The sequence below is a fragment of the Cryobacterium sp. TMT1-2-2 genome (assembly GCF_004403505.1).
Taxonomy (GTDB): Bacteria; Actinomycetota; Actinomycetes; order Actinomycetales; family Microbacteriaceae; genus Cryobacterium; species Cryobacterium flavum.
Map to the genome: position 1 here is coordinate 15,704 of NZ_SOGS01000017.1, position 19,370 is coordinate 35,073.

The 19,370-nt window shown below is 67.1% G+C and carries 14 protein-coding genes; 7 read left to right on the plus strand and 7 right to left on the minus strand.

Going from position 1 to position 19,370, the window contains the following annotated elements:
* The first annotated feature begins 81 nt into the window (after nt 1-81).
* Nucleotides 82-951 (plus strand): PHP domain-containing protein, encoded by an 870-nt coding sequence (locus E3T35_RS12030; protein WP_104089271.1) that lies wholly within the window; start codon nt 82-84, stop codon nt 949-951.
* Between the two features lie 121 nt (nt 952-1,072).
* Here E3T35_RS12030 and E3T35_RS12035 read toward each other — a convergent pair whose 3' ends face one another.
* Entirely contained in the window at nt 1,073-2,662 is a 1,590-nt protein-coding gene (locus E3T35_RS12035; protein WP_134346438.1) for a DEAD/DEAH box helicase, read from the minus strand.
* A gap of 145 nt (nt 2,663-2,807) precedes the next feature.
* Here E3T35_RS12035 and E3T35_RS12040 point away from each other — a divergent pair, with 145 nt between their 5' ends.
* On the plus strand, nt 2,808-3,536 hold the full coding sequence (locus tag E3T35_RS12040) for a ferritin-like fold-containing protein (protein WP_134346439.1): 729 nt from the start codon (nt 2,808-2,810) through the stop codon (nt 3,534-3,536).
* Between the two features lie 15 nt (nt 3,537-3,551).
* Here E3T35_RS12040 and E3T35_RS12045 read toward each other — a convergent pair whose 3' ends face one another.
* Both E3T35_RS12045 and E3T35_RS12050 read right to left on the minus strand, forming a co-directional pair.
* On the minus strand, nt 3,552-3,860 hold the full coding sequence (locus tag E3T35_RS12045; RefSeq protein ID WP_092341526.1) for a hypothetical protein: 309 nt from the start codon (nt 3,858-3,860) through the stop codon (nt 3,552-3,554).
* Nucleotides 3,861-3,865: 5 nt separating this feature from the next.
* Nucleotides 3,866-4,090 carry a DUF3107 domain-containing protein gene (locus E3T35_RS12050; protein WP_092108379.1) on the minus strand — a complete coding sequence of 75 codons (225 nt, stop codon included), beginning with the start codon at nt 4,088-4,090 and terminating at the stop codon, nt 3,866-3,868.
* A gap of 95 nt (nt 4,091-4,185) precedes the next feature.
* Here E3T35_RS12050 and E3T35_RS12055 point away from each other — a divergent pair, with 95 nt between their 5' ends.
* Nucleotides 4,186-7,407 carry an ATP-dependent DNA helicase gene (locus tag E3T35_RS12055; RefSeq protein WP_241988835.1) on the plus strand — a complete coding sequence of 1,074 codons (3,222 nt, stop codon included), beginning with the start codon at nt 4,186-4,188 and terminating at the stop codon, nt 7,405-7,407.
* Nucleotides 7,404-10,775, plus strand: a complete 3,372-nt coding sequence (locus tag E3T35_RS12060) for an ATP-dependent DNA helicase (protein ID WP_134379308.1) — start codon at nt 7,404-7,406, stop codon at nt 10,773-10,775. The genes E3T35_RS12055 and E3T35_RS12060 overlap by 4 nt, the downstream gene beginning before the upstream one ends.
* On the opposite strand, the gene E3T35_RS12065 is transcribed toward E3T35_RS12060, so the two are convergent.
* A complete protein-coding gene (locus E3T35_RS12065; RefSeq protein WP_134379310.1) occupies nt 10,658-11,806 on the minus strand; it encodes a phosphotransferase in 1,149 nt (382 codons plus the stop codon). The genes E3T35_RS12060 and E3T35_RS12065 overlap by 118 nt on opposite strands.
* An 86-nt stretch (nt 11,807-11,892) precedes the next feature.
* Between E3T35_RS12065 and nudC the strand changes: the two genes are divergently transcribed.
* Nucleotides 11,893-12,876 carry an NAD(+) diphosphatase gene (nudC, locus tag E3T35_RS12070; protein WP_092341524.1) on the plus strand — a complete coding sequence of 328 codons (984 nt, stop codon included), beginning with the start codon at nt 11,893-11,895 and terminating at the stop codon, nt 12,874-12,876.
* Between the two features lie 2 nt (nt 12,877-12,878).
* Nucleotides 12,879-14,588 carry an ATP-dependent helicase gene (locus tag E3T35_RS12075; RefSeq protein ID WP_092341523.1) on the plus strand — a complete coding sequence of 570 codons (1,710 nt, stop codon included), beginning with the start codon at nt 12,879-12,881 and terminating at the stop codon, nt 14,586-14,588.
* Here the strand turns inward: E3T35_RS12075 and E3T35_RS12080 are convergent.
* The 3 genes from E3T35_RS12080 to E3T35_RS12090 all read right to left on the minus strand — a co-directional run bounded on the left by E3T35_RS12080 (nt 14,479) and on the right by E3T35_RS12090 (nt 17,929).
* Nucleotides 14,479-15,324: a TOMM precursor leader peptide-binding protein gene (locus E3T35_RS12080; protein WP_140425533.1), complete on the minus strand. Its 846-nt coding sequence runs from the start codon at nt 15,322-15,324 to the stop codon at nt 14,479-14,481. The two genes, E3T35_RS12075 and E3T35_RS12080, sit on opposite strands and share 110 nt — an antisense overlap.
* A gap of 140 nt (nt 15,325-15,464) precedes the next feature.
* The gene (gene adhP, locus E3T35_RS12085) at nt 15,465-16,475 is read right to left on the minus strand and encodes an alcohol dehydrogenase AdhP (protein WP_134379409.1); all 1,011 of its coding nucleotides are present in this window, start codon (nt 16,473-16,475) and stop codon (nt 15,465-15,467) included.
* Between the two features lie 152 nt (nt 16,476-16,627).
* Entirely contained in the window at nt 16,628-17,929 is a 1,302-nt protein-coding gene (locus E3T35_RS12090) for a zinc-dependent metalloprotease (protein WP_134379411.1), read from the minus strand.
* Nucleotides 17,930-18,139: 210 nt separating this feature from the next.
* On the opposite strand from E3T35_RS12090, the gene E3T35_RS12095 reads away from it, so the two are divergent.
* A complete protein-coding gene (locus E3T35_RS12095) occupies nt 18,140-19,243 on the plus strand; it encodes a PDZ domain-containing protein (protein ID WP_134379312.1) in 1,104 nt (367 codons plus the stop codon).
* The last annotated feature ends 127 nt before the right edge of the window (nt 19,244-19,370 follow it).

The window sequence follows — 19,370 nt, forward strand, 5'->3', positions numbered from 1 at the left end:
AACTGTAGATGAGAATTCTGGGGAATCCCCAGCGCTTCGCGCAGCGAGGAGGGGGCTCGGGTGGACAACTAGCATGGGATCATGGCAGTCGCGCGGCAATTCCAGGGTCCGATCGATCTGCACGCGCACTCCAGCGTGTCGGACGGTACCGAGACGCCGGCCGAGCTGGTTCGTGCGGCATCCGCTGCGGGCCTGGGCACGATTGCCCTCACCGACCACGACTCCACGGCCGGCTGGGCCGAGGCATCCGCTGCGGCGCGCACCGACCGAATCACACTTATTCCCGGAATGGAATTCAGCACGCGGGTACAGTACGCGAGTGTGCACCTTTTGGCATATCTCTTCGACCCGACCGATCCGGCCCTGCTGGCCGAGATGACCAGGGTGCGGGCGGCCAGGCTCAGCCGGGCCGAGCAGATGGTCGCTCGCATCGGGGTCGACTACGACCTGAGCTGGGACGACGTACTCGCCCAGACCACCCCCGATGCCACCGTTGGTCGGCCACACATCGCCGACGCCCTCGTGGCCCGCGGCCATGCCCGGAACCGCAGCGCGGCCTTCGCCGATATTCTGCACTGGAAAGCCGGGTACTTTCAACCGCACTACGCACCCGACCCGCTGCGCGCGATCGAACTGGTGCGTGCCGCCGGGGGAGTGCCGGTCATCGCGCACCCCGCCACGCGCGGCATCAATGAGGTCGTCGAAGAGTCCCGGCTGAAGACAATGGTGGAGGCCGGCCTGTTCGGCCTCGAACTGGGTCACCGTGAGAACAATCCGGAACCCACCGCTCGGCTGTACGAACTCGCCGCCAAGTTCGGGCTGTTGGTCACCGGCTCGAGCGACTACCACGGTACAGGCAAGCCCAACCGGCTCGGCGAGAACACGACGGCCCCCGAGGTGCTCGACCGCATCATCGCGCAGGGGCGCGGCTCAGCTCCCGTCTACGGCTGATTCTCAACGGCTGACCGCAATAGCGGATGCCGGGGCACCGATACACAAATGCCCGGACCCAGGCTGGCACGGTCGAAACGGTGTCAGCCCGGATGCCGGGCCCTCATGATTTGATCAGCTGCTAGATGCTGCTGCCGGTTTGCGGTGAGCGACGACGGGTGCGGCTGCGACGCAGCGGCGCGTTGTTGCCGTCGTGGTGCTCGGCTCCGCCGCCATCGTGAGTGCCGGCTGCCGGGGTAGCGGCCGGGGCATCCGGATTGGTGCTGGAACTGACGCGAGTGCGCGACCGGGCGGGCCGGCCTTCGTCGGCGCCGGTGGTCACCGGGCTCGTTGCCGCCCGATCGGCTGCGCGCGTTGAATCACCACGACCGCGGCCGCCCTCGGAGCGGCCACCCTCGGATCGACCACCGCGCGGTGCGCCGCCGGACCGACCGGAGTCCGAGCGACCGCCAGCGCCGCTGCGTGCCCCGCCCGAGCGACCGGCGCCACCGGTGCGAGTGTCGCCGGCAGCGACGTCTTTAACCGGGGTTGCACGCAGGCGGCCCTTGGAACCGGCCGGAATGTTCAGGTCGGTGTAGAGGTGCGGCGACGAAGAGTAGGTTTCCATCGGTTCGGGCTGGCCGAAGTCCAGCGCCTTGTTGATCAGCGACCACTTGTGCAGGTCGTCCCAGTCGACGAAGGTGACGGCGATTCCGGTCTTGCCGGCGCGGCCGGTGCGACCGACGCGGTGCAGGTATGCCTTCTCGTCTTCGGGAATGGTGTGATTGATCACGTGGGTGACGTCTTCGACGTCGATACCGCGAGCAGCGACATCCGTTGCGATCAGGATTTCTTTCTTGCCGCTCTTGAAGCTGGCCATGGCGCGTTCGCGCTGTTCCTGGTTGAGGTCGCCGTGCACGGCCGTGGCATTGAAGCCGCGGTCGCCGAGTTCTTCGACGAGCTTCGCGGCGGCGCGCTTCGTGCGGGTGAAGATGATGGTCTTGCCGCGGCCCTCGGCCATGAGGATGCGGCCGATGACCTCGTCCTTGTCCATGTTGTGGGCACGGTAGACGAGGTGCTCGATGTTGGCCTGCATGAGGCCTTCGTCGGGGTCGGTCGCACGAATGTGGATCGGGCGGTTCATGAAGCGACGGGCGAGGGCCACGATCGGCCCGGGCATCGTCGCCGAGAACAGCATGGTGTGGCGAGTGGACGGCGTCTGCGCGAACAGCTTCTCAATGTCGGAGAGAAAACCGAGGTCGAGCATCTTGTCGGCCTCGTCGAGCACCATCTCGCGCACGTTGGCAAGGGTGAGCAGACGCTGGCTGGCCAGGTCGAGCAGGCGCCCGGGGGTGCCGACCACGATCTGCGCGCCAGCCTTGAGCTGTTCGATCTGTCCCTCGTAGGCCTTGCCGCCGTAGATGGAGACGATCTTGGTGTTACGGCCGGCCGCAGCGAGCTCGAGGTCCTCGGAAACCTGAACGCACAGTTCTCGGGTTGGAACGACGATGAGTGCCTGCACGCCGGGCTCGGGGTCGAGGCCGAGGCGCTGAATGACCGGAAGGCCGAAACCGAAGGTCTTGCCGGTGCCGGTCTTGGCCTGGCCGATGATGTCCTGGCCGGCCAGGGCGAGGGGAATGGTCTGGGTCTGAATGGGGAACGGTTCGAGGATGCCCTTGGCTGCAAGGGAGTCGACCATGTCCTGGTCAATATTAAGTTCGGAGAAAGTCACGAATGTATGCCTGTCATTAACTGGAAGCGAAGTGCGCCCGTTTTTGCGTCTCGGGCAGCGGCCGCCGATCCTTGCCGGCGACGTAATTCCACCTTACTGCCCCGCCTGTACCGCGGCCACAGGCGCGCTGTCCTAAGCTAAGCCCGTGGTCACGTGGTTCGGTCGGCGCCCGCAGCGCAATGAAGCTCCCCGGCTTTCCGCCCGCGGGGCGCTCCAGCCAACCGAAAAAGTGGACATCAGTTCCCTCGCTCCCGATGTGCAGCATTTTCTCGGCCAGGCCGCCTACTGCGAGCTCGGCGAGTTCGAAAGCCTGGCCCGCGCCGTGGCGACAGCGCCGAACCTCGCCGTGAAGGAGGGCCTCAGCGCCGCCGCCGGTCGGGCTCTGAGCAAGCATCACGGCCTGATCACCGAGATTCGTCGCCGCGGGCACGAGCCGGCCACCGAGATGGCCCCGTTCGTCGCCGGCCTCGATGAGTTTCGCCAGAAGACGAGCGGTGCGAACTGGTACGAGCTGCTGCTGAGCTGCTACCTCGCCGGCGGTCTGCTCGACGACTTCTTCATTCGACTCTCTGACGGCCTGCCGCGCGACATCGGCCCGCGGGTGGCGCAGCTGCTCGGCGAGGATTCCGGAACCGACGTGCTCGTGCACGAACTGCAGACCGCCATCGAAAACGACGTGGCGCTCGGATCCCGGCTGGCTATGTGGGGTCGCCGACTCGTCGGAGACACCCTGCTCGTGGCCCGGTCGGCGATGCCGGCCGCCGATCCTGGTACTGACCGAGGCGACGGAGCCGAGGCGCGCATCGAACCGGTCTTCACCGAGCTCATCGCCGCACACACCCGCCGCATGGACGGACTCGGCCTCACTGCCTAGCGAGCGCCCCGAACGCTACGCGGTGTCGGGCGAGCCGGTTTTGGCGAGGAGTTGCAGCATCCGCTGGTCGGCGTGAATACGTCGTCGACTAATCACCAGGTTCAGCACAACGGATGCAGCGGCGGCGGCCCCGAGAGATACCCACCAGATCCACCCGCCGGCCCAATCCCAGCCGAGCCAGGTCAGCCCGACCCAGACCGCGGATGCCGCGACCGTTCCGATCGCCGGAACCAGCACCGAACCCTGGGTGGACCGCCCGGGCAGAAAATACCGCGCGGCGAGGCCGATGACCGCGCCGAACAGCGCGACGAACAGCAGTTCCATGTGCGTTAAGCGACGAAACCGACGCGGCGTGACTCTTCGCTGCCGAGTTCGACGTAGGCCAGGCCCACGGTCGGAACGATGTAGACGCGACCCTTGCTGTCGCTGAGCTTCAGGTAGCCGGTCTGACCGGAGAGGGCCGCCGCAACGGTCTCCTCAATCTCGGTCGCTGGCTGCGAAGTCTCAAAACCAATCTCCCGGGGAGAGTTGAAAATACCAATGCGAATATCCACCGAACTGCCTTTCGTAGCCTTGCGCCCAGAGTACGACAGAACGCAGACCAGCCCTGACCGATTTCACTGTCGGCGCAACCCGTTACCGTTGAAATGTGACCAACCTCGACCTTGATGCCGCCCAGCAGGCCGTTCTCGACCTCCCCGACGGGGTGAGTGGCGCGGTGATCGGCGCGCCAGGCAGCGGCAAGACCATGACGCTCGTCGAGCTCGTGGCCGATCGGGTCTTGAACCGTGGCTATTCGCCGAGCGAGGTTCTGGTGCTGGTGCCGACCCGTGCTGGTGCCACAGCCCTGCGCGACCGGCTCGCACTGCGCCTCGGTGTGCCCACCAACGGTCCGCTGGCTCGCAGCGCCAACTCGGTGGCCTTTCAGATTGTGCGTTCCGCCGTGGCCCAGGCCGGTGGTCCTCCGCCCACGCTGCTCACCGGTGGCGAGCAAGACCAGATCATCGCCGAACTGCTGCAGGGCCACCTCGACGACGGAGCAGGGCCGGCCTGGCCGGCCACGCTCGGTGCCGACGTGCGCCGCCTGCGCGGTTTTCGCACCGAACTGCGCGACCTCATGATGCGAGCGGTGGAATACGGGGTGACCCCTGGCCAGCTCGAGCGTTTCGGCCTCGGTCGGCCGGAGTGGGTTGCGGCGGCCGAGTTCATTCGCGGCTACGAGGAGGCCAAAGACCAGGCTCGCCCGGGCCAGTTCGACTCCACCGAGCTTGCCCGCTATGCCGCCGCGATCGTGGCCAGTGCCGAGGCAGGAATGGCGGGCGTTGCAACACTCGGTTCGCTGGCCGGCTTGCGCTTGATTCTGCTCGACGATGCGCAGGAGGTCACCCAGGCCACGCTCACCCTGCTCGCCCAGTTTCAGGCGCGCGGGGTAGCGATCGTCGCCGTCGGCGACCCCGATATCAGCACCGGCTCGTTCCACGGGGCCCACCCGGATGCCCTCGGCCGTCTCGGCTCGTACCTCCGTCCCGGCGTGCCCGCAGACGGCGGCCGGGTGGCCGCGCCGATCGTGCTGGGGACGGTCTACCGGCACGGGTCGGGCATCCGTCGTGTCGTCGCGGAGATCACCAGCCGGATCGGGGCGGCGGCGGCTGGAACCCAGCGTGCCGCGGCCAGCATCGAACAAGCCAGCATCGAACCGGCCACGATCGAACAGACGAGTGTGGCGGCCGTTCCGGGCGAACATCTCGACCAATCCGTGCACACCGTCGTTGCGAGCAGCCCGGCCGATCAGCTCGCTGTGATCGCCCGGCTGCTGCGCGAACGCCACGTGATCGACGACATTCCGTGGTCCCGCATGGCCGTGATCGTGCGCACCGGGTCGCTGGTCCCTTCGATCTCCAAGGGGCTCGCAGCCCTCGAAGTGCCGACCCAGATTTCGACGGCGAGCACCGCGCTGCGCGACGAGTACGCGGTGCGGGCCTTCATCCTGGCCCTCGAAGTAACCCTTGGCCGTAAGCCGCTCGCCCCGGAAGCAGCGACCCTGCTGCTGCGCGGCCCGCTCGGCGGACTCGACCCGATCACCCTGCGCCGGCTGCGCGCAGCGCTGCGCCAACAGGAGCTGGCCACTGACAACGCCGAACCGCGCAGCGCTGACGACCTGCTCGTTGCCGCCCTCCTCGACCCCGAGCTGCTCCTCACCATCGACAACCGCACCGCCCGCCGTGCGGCCGGCTGCGGAGTCAGCCTGCGCCAGGCCAAAATCGAATACGACGCTGGCGCCACCATCGAAGAACTGCTCTGGGGCCTGTGGCAGCGCAGCGGCCTCGAGCGAGAGTGGAAAGAACAGTCCACCGGAACCGGAATCGTCGCCGACGAGGCCAACCACAACCTCGACGCCGTCGTCGCCCTGTTCTCCGCCGCCCAGCGCTATGTCGAGCGCACGCCATCGGCCCCGCCGGTATTGTTCCTCGAACACCTCGTCGACACGGATGTGCCCGAAGACACCCTCGCGCCGCGCTCGCTCGGCGCTGCCGTCATCGTGTCGACGCCGAGCGGCACCATCGGACGGGATTTCGACATCGTCGTGCTCGCCGGCGTTCAGGCCAACGTCTGGCCCGACCTGCGCATCCGTGGGTCACTGCTCGGCGCCGGTGACCTGGCCCTGGTTGCTTCGGGACAGGGCGATACGGGGCTGGCCGGAACCGCTGCCCGCACCCAGGTACTCCACGACGAACTGCGCATGTTCGCCCAGGCCGCCAGCCGGGCCACGACCGAACTGCTCGTCACCGCCGTGAGCAATGAAGAGAACGAACCCTCGGTGTTTCTGCGCCTGCTGCCCGCGCCTGAGCCCGACCTGGGCGTTGACGATCTTGGCCGCTACCCCCTGTCGCTGCGCGGCCTGGCCGGGCGTCTGCGCCGCGACCTGACCCGCGCCATCCGCTCGCCGGCTCGCACCGACTCCGAGACGGTCGCCCGGGCAGCGGATGCCGCGGCCACGCTGGCTCGCCTGGCCAGCGAAAACGTGCCCGGCGCTGCGCCCGACCAGTGGTACGGGCTGACCGACCCCAGCACCGTGCGCCCGCTCAACGATCCAGAGGCCGGCGACGAGCCCGTGCGGGTCTCGCCGTCGCGCATGGCGGCCTTCGAAACCTGCCCGCTGCACTGGCTGATCGGCCAGGTCGGCGGTGGCAGCTCGAACACCGCAGCGAACCTCGGCACGATCATTCACAAGGTCATGGAAGACGCGACCGATCGCCGGCCCGAAGCGCTCTGGCAGGGCGTGGAGGCGCGCTGGAATGAGCTCGACTTCGACGCTGACTGGCAGTCGCGCGTGCAGAAGGTCGCAGCCAGGGAGCTCACCGACCGGCTCGCCTCCTACCTGCTCGATTTCGAACGCGGCGGTGGTGAACTGTTGAGCGCCGAGGGCACCTTCACGCTTGAGGTGAGCGGTGCCGTACTCTCCGGCACCATCGACCGGGTGGAACGCCAGGCCGACGGCCGGGCCGTGATTGTCGACCTGAAAACCGGCAAGGGTGACGCGACCAGCGATGTCGGCGTCGCGGAGCATCCGCAACTCGGCGCTTATCAGCTGGCGTTCCAGGACGGCGTCATCGAGGGCGTGTCCGGGGATATGGACCTGGCCGGGGCTCGCCTGGTCATCGTCTCGTCCGGCACGGTCAAACAGAATTACCGCAATCCCACCCAGCCCGCCTTCACGCCGGAGCAGCTCGAAGCTTTCCGCGAGCGGGTCGGTGCCGACGCGACGGGCATGAGCGGCGCCACCTTCATCGCCGAGATCACCTCGCACTGCCTCGACCCGCGGTCCCACGGGTCCTGCCGAATCCACGTCATCAAGCAGGTCAGCTCATGAGTCTCAGCACCACGGTCAGCACGGTTTCCGCCCTCGACATCGCCGCGCAACTCGAACTGCCGCCGCCCACCAGCGAACAGCAGGCGGTGATCGAGGCGCCGCTCACTCCCACCCTGGTGGTCGCCGGAGCCGGCAGTGGCAAGACCGAGACCATGGCCAACCGGGTGCTCTGGCTGCTCGCGAACGGCCACGCCCGTCCCGACCAGATTCTCGGGCTCACCTTCACGCGGAAGGCAGCCGGCGAACTGGGAGAGCGCATCAACCGGCGCATCACCGAGCTCGACCGAGCCGGCCTCATGCCGATGATCGCCGGCACCGATGACGCTGATGACTCCACCGAAGCGGCGGGTTCCGACCTGTTCAACACTCCGAACGTCTCCACCTACAACTCCTTCGCCAGTCGCCTGTTCACCGACAATGCTCTGCTGCTCGGCCGGGAACCGGAGTCGGTTCTGCTGAGCGAAACGAGCGGCTGGCTGCTCGCCCGGCGGGTCGTCATCGAGCACGGTGACGGCCGCCTCGTGCCGTTCGGCAAGAGCCTCGACCAGGTCACCGACGCCGTGCTGCAGCTCAGTCGCGCCCTCGCCGAGAACCCGCCAGCCTGGCACGATGGCGCCTCGGGAGCGCCGCACGACCTAGCCGCTCTGGCCCAGAGTTTCGCCTACCTCCCCGATCTGCCCTACGGCAATCCGCGCAAGAAGAAGCCCTACGATTCGGCGGTCGAGTCCCTGGCCTCCGTTGCACCGCTGCCGGTGCTGGCCGAACTCGCCGCGCACTACAGCAGCGAGAAGCGGCGCCTCGGCCTGATCGAGTTCTCCGACCAGGTGGCCCTTGCACTCCAGGTCTGTCAGAAGGTCGATGCGGTCGTCGACCGCTACCGCGACCAGTATCGGGTGGTGCTGCTCGATGAATACCAGGACACCTCGGTGTTGCAGACCGAGCTGCTGCACACCCTGTTTCGTGACCACCCGGTGATGGCGGTCGGTGACCCGCACCAGTCGATTTATGGATGGCGCGGTGCCAGTTCCGCAAACCTGCTCGGCTTCGCGCAGGATTTCAGCGCCGCAGCGTCCGCTCCGACGATGTCGCTGTCGTTCACCTGGCGCAATCCCGCTCGCGTGCTGGATACCGCCAACGCCCTCGTCGCGCCGCTCAGCGAAGCCTTGCGGGCCAAGCCGGGCGGAATCCAGGTCGAAACGCTCAAGGTGCCGACCGGCACCAGACCAGGCACTGTCGACGCGGTCATGGCGCAAACCATCGCCGAGGAGGCCGGCGCGGTCGCCGACTGGTTTGCCGCCCGGCTGGTCGGCGACCACGGGCCCGCCGACTACAGCGGCGCGATGCTGTTTCGTGCGCGCCGCGAGATGGACTACTTCGCCGAGGTACTGCGGGCGCACGGTGTGCGCGCCCACGTGCTCGGCCTCGGCGGGTTGCTCTCGACCCCGGAGGTCGCCGATGTCGTGAGCGTGCTGCGCGTGGTGCACGACCCTGCGGCCGGCAGCGAACTGGTACGCCTGCTCAGCGGCGCCCGCTACCGGGTCGGCGCCCGCGACCTCGCGGCGCTCGCCGACGTGGCGCGCTGGCTGGCCGGACATGACTGGGCGCAGCAGGCCATCTCGGCCGATCTGCGGGGCAAGCTGCGGGCATCCGTCGCCGGCGACGAGGGCAGTTCCCTCGTAGACGCGCTCGATTTTCTCGGCACTGCGCCTGACTCCCACGGCCAGTTCGACGGGTTCAGCGAGCTGGGGCGCGCCCGCGTGCAGTCGGCCGGTCGGCAGCTGGCCTGGCTGCGATCCCGCGCCGGCCTGCCGCTGCTCGATTTCGTGCGCCTGATCGAGCAGGAATTTCGGCTGGACATCGAACTGACCGCGAACGAGGCCAACGATCTCGGACTGGCCAACCTGTACTCCTTCCACGATACGGTTGCCGCCTTCCTCGACAGCGACGAGCAGGGTACCCTGGCCAGCTTTCTGCGCTGGCTGAAGCGGGCGGAGCTGCAGGATGACCTCGGCCCGCGCGCCGAACTCTCCGAACAGGGCACCGTGCAGCTGGTCACGATTCACGGCGCCAAGGGCCTGGAATGGGACTTCGTGGCTATTCCCAACCTGACCGAGAAGAGCCTCCCCGCGGCTGCTCGCGACACGAGCGGTTGGCTGCGTTTCGGCGAACTGCCCTACGGTTTTCGCGGCGACCGCTCCGAACTGCCCGAACTTGAAATCATCGGCCACGAGACCCAGCTCGACTACGAGCTGGCTTTCCAGACCTACAAGGCCGAGCTGGCGACACGGCACGACGACGAAGAACGCCGGCTCATCTACGTGGCCGCCACCCGCGCCAAACGAGAGTTGCTGCTGACCGGCTCGTTCTGGGGCCCCGGATCGACCATGCGGCGGCCCAGCCGCTACCTGACCGAACTCGCCGAGGCCGGCATCATCCCCGCAATCCCCGACACGAGCGACGAGGTCGTCAAGCCGGATTCCGCCGAGGACGGCACCGAACTGTGGCCGTTCGACCCACTCGGTGCCCGTCGCGCGCTCGTTGAAGCCGCAGCGACCCGCGTGGCGGGCAGCCAAGCGGATTCCCCCACCCGCTGGTCCCACGCGGTCACCCTGCTGCTCGAGGAACGCGCCCTGCGGCTGGCCGGTGGCGCGGCGACCCCCGTACCCACCCGCATTCCGGCCTCCCGGTTTAAGGATTACGTCGACGACCCGGCCGGAGTCGCCGCCGAGCTGCGGCGCCCGATGCCGCAGCGTCCCTATCGGGCCACGCGGCTCGGAACTCTGTTCCACTCCTGGGTGGAGAGCCGCGCCGGCGGTGCCACCGGTACCGACCGCGTCGATGCCGCACTGAACGAACTCGACTTCGGCACCGACGATGACGGCGGTACCGGCACGCTGAGCGACCTCGAGGTGCCGGAGCAGGAGCAATTCGCGGCACTGCAAGCTACCTTCGAACGGTCCGAATGGGCCGATCGAGCGCCCGTCGACGTCGAGATTGAAATTCACCACGTGCTCGGCGGCCAGGTCTTCGTCTGCAAGCTCGACGCCGTCTACCAAACGCCGACCGGGTACCAGGTGGTCGACTGGAAAACCGGGCGGGCACCAAAAAACGCCGCCGACCTCGAACTCAAGCAGACCCAGCTCGCGCTCTACCGGTTGGCCTATGCCCGGTGGAAGGGGATCGATCCGAGCATTGTCGACGCGGTGTTCTACTTCGTGGCCGACGACACCGTCATAGCCCCGGAGCGTCTCTACTCCGAGGCAGACCTTCTCGCCGCCTGGTCTGGGGCGATGACCCCGGTGCTCGACGAAGCATCCTCGGAGTCGTCGTCGGATTCGGAATCGATGGTCAGTCCCGAGAAGTTGTAGCTGTCGGTGTGCATCGCTGCGTGCTGGTCGTAATCCCGAGCGGCGCGCGGCATGTGGTCGAGCATGGTCTCCACGTCGTCGACGGTCATGATCGGGCCGGTTTCGGGGGAGAGCGGCTGCTGGGTATGGCTGTGCACGGTATCGACGAGCCCGTCGAGCATGGCGACGGCGTCATCGACGATGGACTGGTCGTGGCTGCTCGCGCCGTGCAGCAGCCAGCGGGCCAGCTCGAGCTCGGCATAGAGCATGGCGCGCTGGGTGATGTGGGTATCACTGCCCTGGCGTGCGTTCGAGTAGGCATCGATGGCCAGTTCGGCGGCGTCACCGCGCGCGGCAAGCAACCAGTGCAGGTCGCGGGCCGGGTCACCGACGGCCAGGCCCGACCAGCCGAGAATCCCCGACACGGCGTCGTCGGTGATCAGAATGGAATCGGCCGACATCGACCCGTGAACCACGGCCGGTGCGAACTGCCACAGCGCATCGTCGTCGGTGGCCTGTTCCCAGCGGCGCAGAAGCGCGGCGGGCAGGTAGCCCGTGTTGGCGGCGCGGTCGATCAGGTCGATCGTATCCTTGCGACACTGTTCCGCGCTCTGCTGGGGAAGCCCGGCGGTGCCGATGAAGGCGCTCGGCAGTGAGTGGATCGCGGCGATGGCCCGCCCGATCGACCCGGAGACGCCCTCGTGCCCGGTGAGGGCATCCGCATCGAAACTGTCACCGGCCAGCAGCTCGTAGACGACCGCGCGGGTACCTTGAATCGGCGTCTGGCCGACATATTCCGGAACGTCGAACGGCAGCCGGCTGCGATTGCCGGTGGTGAGCGCGCGCAACGCCACGAGGTCAGCGGACTGCTCCGTTTCGGCCGACTGGCTGGTAGGAACGCGAATGATCAGCGCCCGCCCGTCTCTGTCGATGACGAGCGCCGAGTCGAACAGTCCGTGCGCGCCGGCACTGTGCTTACGGGCGTAGGCCACGTCGAGCCCCGGAACAGCGGAGGTGGCTAACGCGGCTAGAGTGAGTTGAGTTCTGGCCATGCCTACTAGGTTAGATCGAATTACGCACCTGCTGGTTATTCGCCACGCCTCCACACCCACGTTCTCGCAGAGCTCGGAGATTCACCATGTCGTTCACTTTCACGACGCGGTTGCCGCTGTCTCGGCACGCGATCGACCGCGATCATCTCAGCCGTGGCGTTCCCGGGCTGTTCGACCAGCTCTGGGCGGACGCCGCCACCCGCGTTCTGCCCGTCTGGCACGGTAAAATTCTGCTCGCGCCAAAGGACCACACCGGCGCCGTGCACCTCGCCCTGCTGTCGCCGACGAGCCTGCCGATGAGTGCACAGAACCCGAGCCTGCGCGTCTACCTGGGCCGGTCGCTCTCGACCGACCTACCCGAAGCATTCGGGACGCAAATCGTCGCCGTGCAGCTCGATGATGCCGCCGCTGTCGGCCTCGAGTCCGATTCCACGCGCTGGGTCGGCCTGCGCACGGTCGCGACCGTGCTGGATGACCGTGACGCCGGCCTGTTTACCGAGGCCCTCGGCGTGCTCAACTGGCACGCCTCACACGCTCACTGCCCGCGCTGCGGCGCCGCAACTGTGGTCGAAGAGGGTGGTTGGGTGCGTCGCTGCCCGGTCGACAACAGCCAGGTTTTTCCGCGCACAGACCCGGCCGTGATCGTACTCATCACCGACGCCGACGATCGCATTCTGCTCGGCTCCAACGCTATGTGGGAGAACAACCGATATTCGTTACTCGCGGGTTTCGTCGAACCCGGCGAGGCCCTGGAATCGGCCGTGATCCGCGAAATGTTTGAGGAATCCGGCCTGAGGGTCACCGACCCGGCCTATGTCGGCTCGCAGCCGTGGCCGTTTCCGGCCTCGGTCATGTGCGGGTTCACCGCCCGGCTCGCCGACGACCAGCCCGCCCACGACCTGCTGCCCGACGGCGCCGAGATTCTGGCGCTGCGCTGGTTCAGTCGGCAGGAACTGCAGGACGCCGGCGAGTGGATGCTGCTGCCCGGCCCGTCCTCGATCGCGCACGCCATGATCGAGCGCTGGCTCGGTGCCCCGCTGCCCGCCGCGACGGAACTGATCCGACCGTGACGGTGACCGCCGATTCGTTACTGAAAGGCCTCGACGAGCAGCAGCGGATCGCCGCCGAAGCACTGATCGGCCCGGTCTGCATGCTCGCCGGGGCCGGCACCGGCAAGACCCGCGCCATCACCCACCGCATCGCCCTCGGCGTGCTGACCGGCGCCTATGCTCCCAACCGGGTCATGGCGCTCACCTTCACGAGCCGCTCGGCCGCCGAACTGCGCGGTCGCCTGCGGCAGCTCGGTGCCGGGGGAGTGGCCGCGCGCACCTTCCACGCCGCCGCGCTGTCCCAGCTGAACTACTTCTGGCCGCACGTCGTCGGCGGGCAGGCACCACGCATCCTCGACGGTAAGGGGCGCATTCTCGGCCACGCCGCCGAAGCCCTGCACCTTAAAATTGACACCGCCACCCTGCGTGACCTCGCCGCCGAGGTGGAATGGCGCAAGACCAGCGGCCTGAGCATTGAGCAGTACGCTGCCGGCATCGCCAGACGCAGCCTGCCCGGTCGGCTCGATGTGGACCAGGTGGTCGCCCTGCAGCAGACCTACGAGAAGCTCAAAGACGATCGCAAACAGATCGACTTCGAAGACGTGCTGCTCGCCATGGCTGGCATGATCGAGGCCGAACCGTCGGTGGCACTGCAGGTGCGCGAACAGTACCGATTCTTCGTCGTCGACGAATACCAGGACGTCTCCCCGCTTCAGCACGACCTGCTCGCACTCTGGCTCGGCGACCGCCGCGACCTCTGCGTCGTCGGCGACGCCAGCCAGACCATCTACTCCTTCGCCGGCGCCCGCAGCGACTACCTGCTCGACTTTCCCAAACACTACGAGGACGCCACGGTGGTGCGCCTTGAGCAGAACTACCGGTCAACGGCGCCGATCGTGGCCACTGCCAACCAGCTCATGCGCGGCCGTTCCGGCGCGCTAACCCTGCACGCCGCACAGTCCGACGGCGGCCCCGATCCGACAGTGCGTGGCTATGCCTCCGATATGGCCGAGGCGCGCGGCGTCGCCGAGCAGATCCTGCATCTCATCGACACCGGCACCAAACCCGAAGACGTGGCCGTTCTGTTCCGGGTCAACGTGCAGGCCGCGCTGCTCGAAACGGCGCTGACCGAGGTGGGGGTGAGCTACCAGATTCGCGGGGCCAAACGGTTCTTCGACCTGCCGGAGGTGAAGCAGGCGGTGATGAGCCTAAGGGCGGCATCCGTTTCGATCGTCGGGGAACCGCTGTTCAAGTCGGTCAGCGACGTGTTGCGGTCGCTCGGCTGGAGCCAGACGGCGCCGGAGACGCGCGGCGCGGTGCAGGCTCGGTGGGAATCCCTCAATGCCCTGATGGGGCTGGTCGACCAGGCCGCACCGGGAACCACATTTCGCCAGTTCACCGACGAGCTGATGGAACGCCAGGCCGGCCAGCACGAACCGACCGTGTCGGCCGTGACGCTCGCCACGATGCACTCAGCTAAGGGCCTCGAATGGGATGACGTGTTCGTGGTCGGGCTCAGCGAAGGTCTCGTGCCGATCAGCTATGCCAGCACCTTCGATCAGATCGACGAGGAACGTCGTCTGCTCTACGTCGGCATCACCCGGGCCCGCCGCCGACTCGCGCTCAGCTGGTCGTCGTCGGGTGTGCAGGCTCGCGCGCCTCGGGAACGGTCTCGTTTTCTGCAAGAGCTTGGCAGCCGCACCGCTCGTGGAGCCGGTGCTCGCTCCGCGTGACGGTACCGGTGACGGCGTCGATGCTCAACGACCGGGCGAACACCGCTGACCGGCCCGTCTCCAGGCGATCCTGTACGAGCCCGGCCACTCGGGCGGCCACCTCAAAACTCAGCCTGGGCGTTTCACTCGGGGCCTGTCGCGGGGCCAGCTGGCAGGCCATGGCCGGCCATGCCGGATCAGTGTCGACGTGTGCCAGTTCCAGGCAGGTCAGGCAGGGCCCCTGGCCCGGTTCGACCAGCGGCCCGACCCGCGCCGCGCTGTCGCTGAACACCACCGGAAGGTGCGGAATGTCACGGCGCAGCCAGTGTCCGTGACGCTCGGGTGAGAAAACGTACTGCCCGACCAGCACGGCCAGGTCGGGTTCGTCGCCGGGCAGCGGATCCTCGATGCCGAGGTTGGACAGCAGGGTACGCACCCGAAAAGCGGTCGGCCCGACGCCGTCAACGAGCACGGTGCGGGGCAGGGGCGTGACCTTGGGTTCTGCATCGTCCGGCACGTACAGCAGTGCCGGCTCGAGCAGTTCGAGCAGGTGCGCCACCTCCGCAGCGGATGCCCCGGCGAGGGTTCCCAGCAGCAGCGCACCCGATCGATGCACCCCAGCAGTGAGGGCTGACAGCACGGCTTCGTGGGCGAGAGTGAGCCCGCCGATCGTGACGATGGCGTGGTCCACGCCGAGTTGGACGCAATCCGGTGTGCGCCAGACCAGTGGGTATCGTGGGTTCAGTCGGAGGGCCATGCCGACATGATGACGCATCTGGCCAGAACGCGGAGAAGTTATCCACAGGCACACCAGAGGTGCGGGCGCGACCACGCTCGAACATTGGGATTCGAACGTATCCGCAGCCCGCACCTCAGTGCAGATCGTGGTGGGGCAACCTAGTAGCGGATGACCACGCGACCGTCGATCTTGCCGTGCTTCATCTCGTCGAGTACTTCGTTGACCTCGTCGATGCGGCGCTCGGAGACCGTGGGGTGAATCTGGCCGCGCGCGTAGAACTGCAGGGCTTCTTCCATGTCCTGGCGGGTACCCACGATGGAACCGCGAATGGTGAGGCCCTTGAGTACGATGTCGAAGATCGGGGCTGGGAAGTCTCCCGGCGGCAGGCCGTTGAAGACGATGGTGCCGCCACGACGGGTCATGCCGATTGCCTGGCCGAAGGCGGCCGGGTGAACCGCGGTCACGAGTACGCCGTGCACTCCGCCGGTGACTTTCTGAATGGCGGCGACCGGGTCTCCGTCAAGAGCATTGATCACGAGTTCGGCGCCGTGCTTGCGGGCGAGCGCGAGCTTGTCGTCGGCGATGTCGACGGCGGCAACGCGCAGGCCCATCGCCTTGGCATACTGCACGGCGATGTGACCGAGGCCACCGATGCCGGAGATGACGACCCACTGGCCCGGTCGGGCCTCGGTCATCTTGAGGCCCTTGTAGACGGTGACGCCGGCGCACAGCACCGGGGCGATTTCGATCGGGTCGGCGCCGTGAGGAATGCGCACGGCGAAGCGGGAGTCGACGAGCATATATTGCCCGAATGAACCGTCGACGCTGTAGCCGCCGTTCTGCTGGGCTTCGCAGAGGGTTTCCCAGCCGGTGCGGCAGTACTGGCAGCTGCCACAGGCGCTCCAGAGCCAGGCGTTGCCGACCAGGTCGCCGATGGCGAGGTCATCGACGCCGGTGCCGAGGGCGACGACCTCGCCGACTCCCTCGTGGCCGGGAATGAATGGCGGGCTCGGCTTGACCGGCCAGTCGCCCTCAACGGCGTGCAGGTCGGTGTGGCAGACACCGCTGCTGATCAGTTTGACCAGGGCCTGGCCGGGGCCGGGGGTTGGTACCGGTACCTCATCGATGGTGAGGTTCTGGCCGAACTCGTGCACGACGGCCGCGTGCATGGTCGTGGGCACCCGGGTGGATTTTTTCGGATCGCTCTCGGTAATCGTCATTGCCAAACTCCTTCGTTTGGGACATTTCGTCCGTTGCACGACGGTAGATCAGCAAAGGTTGCCGCAACGTTGCGACCCCACCTGAGGGGTAGAAAAGTGTTCTATTCCTCGTGCGGGCGCTCGGCACCGTCATCGCGCAGCAGGTCTTCGAGAGCCTGGTCGACGTCGTCGAGCACGTCGGGCTCGCCACGAGCCGCACTCGTGAGGCGAGCAATGAGCTTCTGGGGATCGTCGATGTCGTGCTCGGTGGGCAGCAGATCGGGGTGCGACCAGAGCGCGTCGCGCGCTTCGTTACCCACGGCATCCGTCACGGCCTGCCACATGGCAGCAGCCTCCCGCAATCGGCGCGGGCGAAGCTCAAGACCGACGAGGGTCGCGAAGGCGGATTCGGCTGGGCCACCGGAAGCTCGGCGGCGTTTGACCGTCTCGGCGATGGCATCCGCTTTGGGCAGTCGGATGGTGGCGCGAGCGGTGACGACGTCGACCCAACCTTCGACCAGGGCGAGCATCGTTTCGAGGCGGGCCAAGGCTGAAATCTGTGACTCGTCCTGTTGCTGGATGAGCGAACCGTCGACCATGGCCTGACGCAGGTCTTCCGGGTTCGACGGGTCGAAGCTTCCGGCGAGTTCTTCGAGCCGGCTGGAGTCAATACTGATCCCGCGCGCGTACGCGGTGACCGCGCTGGTCAGGTGCAGGCGCAGCCAGCGGGCATGACGAAACAGGCGGGCGTGGGCGATCTCGCGCACGGCCAGGTAGATCTGCACCTGGTCTGCGGGAACGTCGAGGCCGTTGCCGAAGTCGGCAACGTTCTGAGGGAGCAGTGCAGCCTGCTGCTCGCCGAGCAGCGGAATGCCGACGTCGCCGCCGCTGACGACCTCGCTGGCGAGCTGGCCGACGACCTGGCCGAGCTGCATGGCGAACAGGGTGCCGCCGATACTGCGCACGAGCTGGCTCGCGTTGGCGACCATGCCCTGCATCTCCTCGGGCACCTGCTCGGCGAAGACGCGGGTCAGAGAGTCGGAGATGCTCGTGGCAACGGGTTCGGCCAGCTGAGTCCAGAGCGGCATGGTCGCGGTGACCCATTCGCGGCGGGTCATGAGGCGTGGTTCAACGGTCAGTTCGGCCACGGAGATGACGTCATCGAGCCAGAGCGCCGCAATGTGAAAGGCCTGACGCAACTGGGTCTGCTGCGCATCGGTGGCCGTGAGCTGGCCGTTGGCCGCTCGCTGCTGGCCCTGGGTGAGCGCAATCTGCCAGTCCACGCCGGTGCCCTGGGAGTTCATGGCACCCTGGAGCTGTTGCATGAGGGCGGCCACGCTGGCCGGATCGTTCGGCAGGCCGGCAGCACCGGCAAGCTGGCTCGGGTCGATTCCGCTCTTGCCGCTCAGAATGTCGCGCAGCATGTCACGAAACTCGTCGCTCGGCTCGTTCGGGTTCTGATCGTTCGGGGGTAGGGAGTCGTCGGCCACTTCAGGCCCCTCTCAGTTGCATACTTCTACGCTAGTGCGAGTAGCCCGCTCGGGGCTGGGAAATATCCTAGGCTGAAGGGCTTGCTGTGCGCCCGTCGCGAACACGACCCGTAACCAGACCAGTACCAACACGGAAGGAGCACGGTGGCTCTCTTCACCGATGACTCACCGGCACCCACCAGTGCACGGCGCCGGCGCCCATCGATCGGCTGGATGGCGCTGTTGATCGCACTCGTCGCCGGGGTGATCCTGGGTATCATGCCGGCCCCCTACGTCATCGAGAAGCCGGGCCCGGTCTTCAACACCCTCGGCTCTGCCACCGACGCCGATAACGTCGAAACGCCGCTCATCACCATCCCCGACGAGACGGTCTACCCGACCAAGGGCACGCTCGATCTGCTCACCGTGTCGTTGCTCGGCAATCGGGAGAACCGCCCGAGCTGGCTCACGGTTGCCGGAGCCTGGCTCGATCCGAGCGAGGCCGTACTGCCCATTGATCAGGTCTTTCCCGAGAACGTCAGTACCGAGCAGCGCGACGCGCAGTCGAGCGCCGACATGATCAATTCCCAACAGGATGCCATCGCCGCTGCACTCACGCACCTCGGCTACGACTACCCCACGACGGTCACGGTGGTCAGCCTGCCCGATGGTTCTCCGGCCGCGCGAGTCATCGAGCGCAAGGACCAGATCGCCGCGGTGAACGGCCAAGCGGTGGCCAATGTCGCCGAACTGCGCGCTGCCCTGCAGGTCAACGGCGCTGATAAGGCGGCGAGCATCGACATCCTGCGCAGCGGTGTCGCGCAAACCGTCTCGGTCACGCCGATCGACAACGACGGAACGGTGGTGGCCGGAGTCAACGTGTCGGTCACCTATGACTTTCCGTTCGAGGTGCAGATTCAACTCGACAAGGTGGGCGGCCCCAGTGCCGGGATGATGTTCGCGCTTGGCATCATTGACAAGCTCACCCCTGGCCAGTTGCAGGGCGGCGAAAACGTGGCCGGCACCGGAACCATCGATCAGTCCGGCGCGGTGGGACCGATCGGCGGCATCCAGCAGAAACTGCACGGCGCACTTGAGAGTGGGGCAACCTGGTTCCTGGCCCCAGCGGACAACTGCGACGAGGTGACCGGCAATATCCCCGATGGTCTGACCGTGTTCTCGGTTTCGACGCTCGATCAGGCGCTCACGGCCCTCGAGGGAATCAAGACCGGCGACACGAGCGACCTGCCCACCTGCCCGGTTAAATAGCTGACATTGTAGTCCCCTCGACGCGTGGCAGTGATGACTCTCTCAGGGGCGCTTAAGTAGGATGGAGGTTGACCCTGATCATGTAGTCAATGATCACCCTGTACCCAACGACTGAGCGCAAGAGGCC

What these genes read in the sequence shown, in the direction of transcription:
- E3T35_RS12060 (WP_134379308.1), top strand. Translation starts at nt 7,404, where the DNA reads ATGAGTCTCAGCACCACGGTCAGCACGGTTTCCGCCCTCGACATCGCC.
- E3T35_RS12065 (WP_134379310.1), bottom strand. Translation starts at nt 11,806, where the DNA reads ATGGCCAGAACTCAACTCACTCTAGCCGCGTTAGCCACCTCCGCTGTT.
- adhP (WP_134379409.1), bottom strand. Translation starts at nt 16,475, where the DNA reads ATGCACGCGGCCGTCGTGCACGAGTTCGGCCAGAACCTCACCATCGAT.
- E3T35_RS12080 (WP_140425533.1), bottom strand. Translation starts at nt 15,324, where the DNA reads ATGGCCCTCCGACTGAACCCACGATACCCACTGGTCTGGCGCACACCG.
- E3T35_RS12090 (WP_134379411.1), bottom strand. Translation starts at nt 17,929, where the DNA reads ATGCTGCGCGACATTCTGAGCGGCAAGAGCGGAATCGACCCGAGCCAG.
- E3T35_RS12045 (WP_092341526.1), bottom strand. Translation starts at nt 3,860, where the DNA reads ATGGAACTGCTGTTCGTCGCGCTGTTCGGCGCGGTCATCGGCCTCGCC.
- E3T35_RS12030 (WP_104089271.1), top strand. Translation starts at nt 82, where the DNA reads ATGGCAGTCGCGCGGCAATTCCAGGGTCCGATCGATCTGCACGCGCAC.
- nudC (WP_092341524.1), top strand. Translation starts at nt 11,893, where the DNA reads ATGTCGTTCACTTTCACGACGCGGTTGCCGCTGTCTCGGCACGCGATC.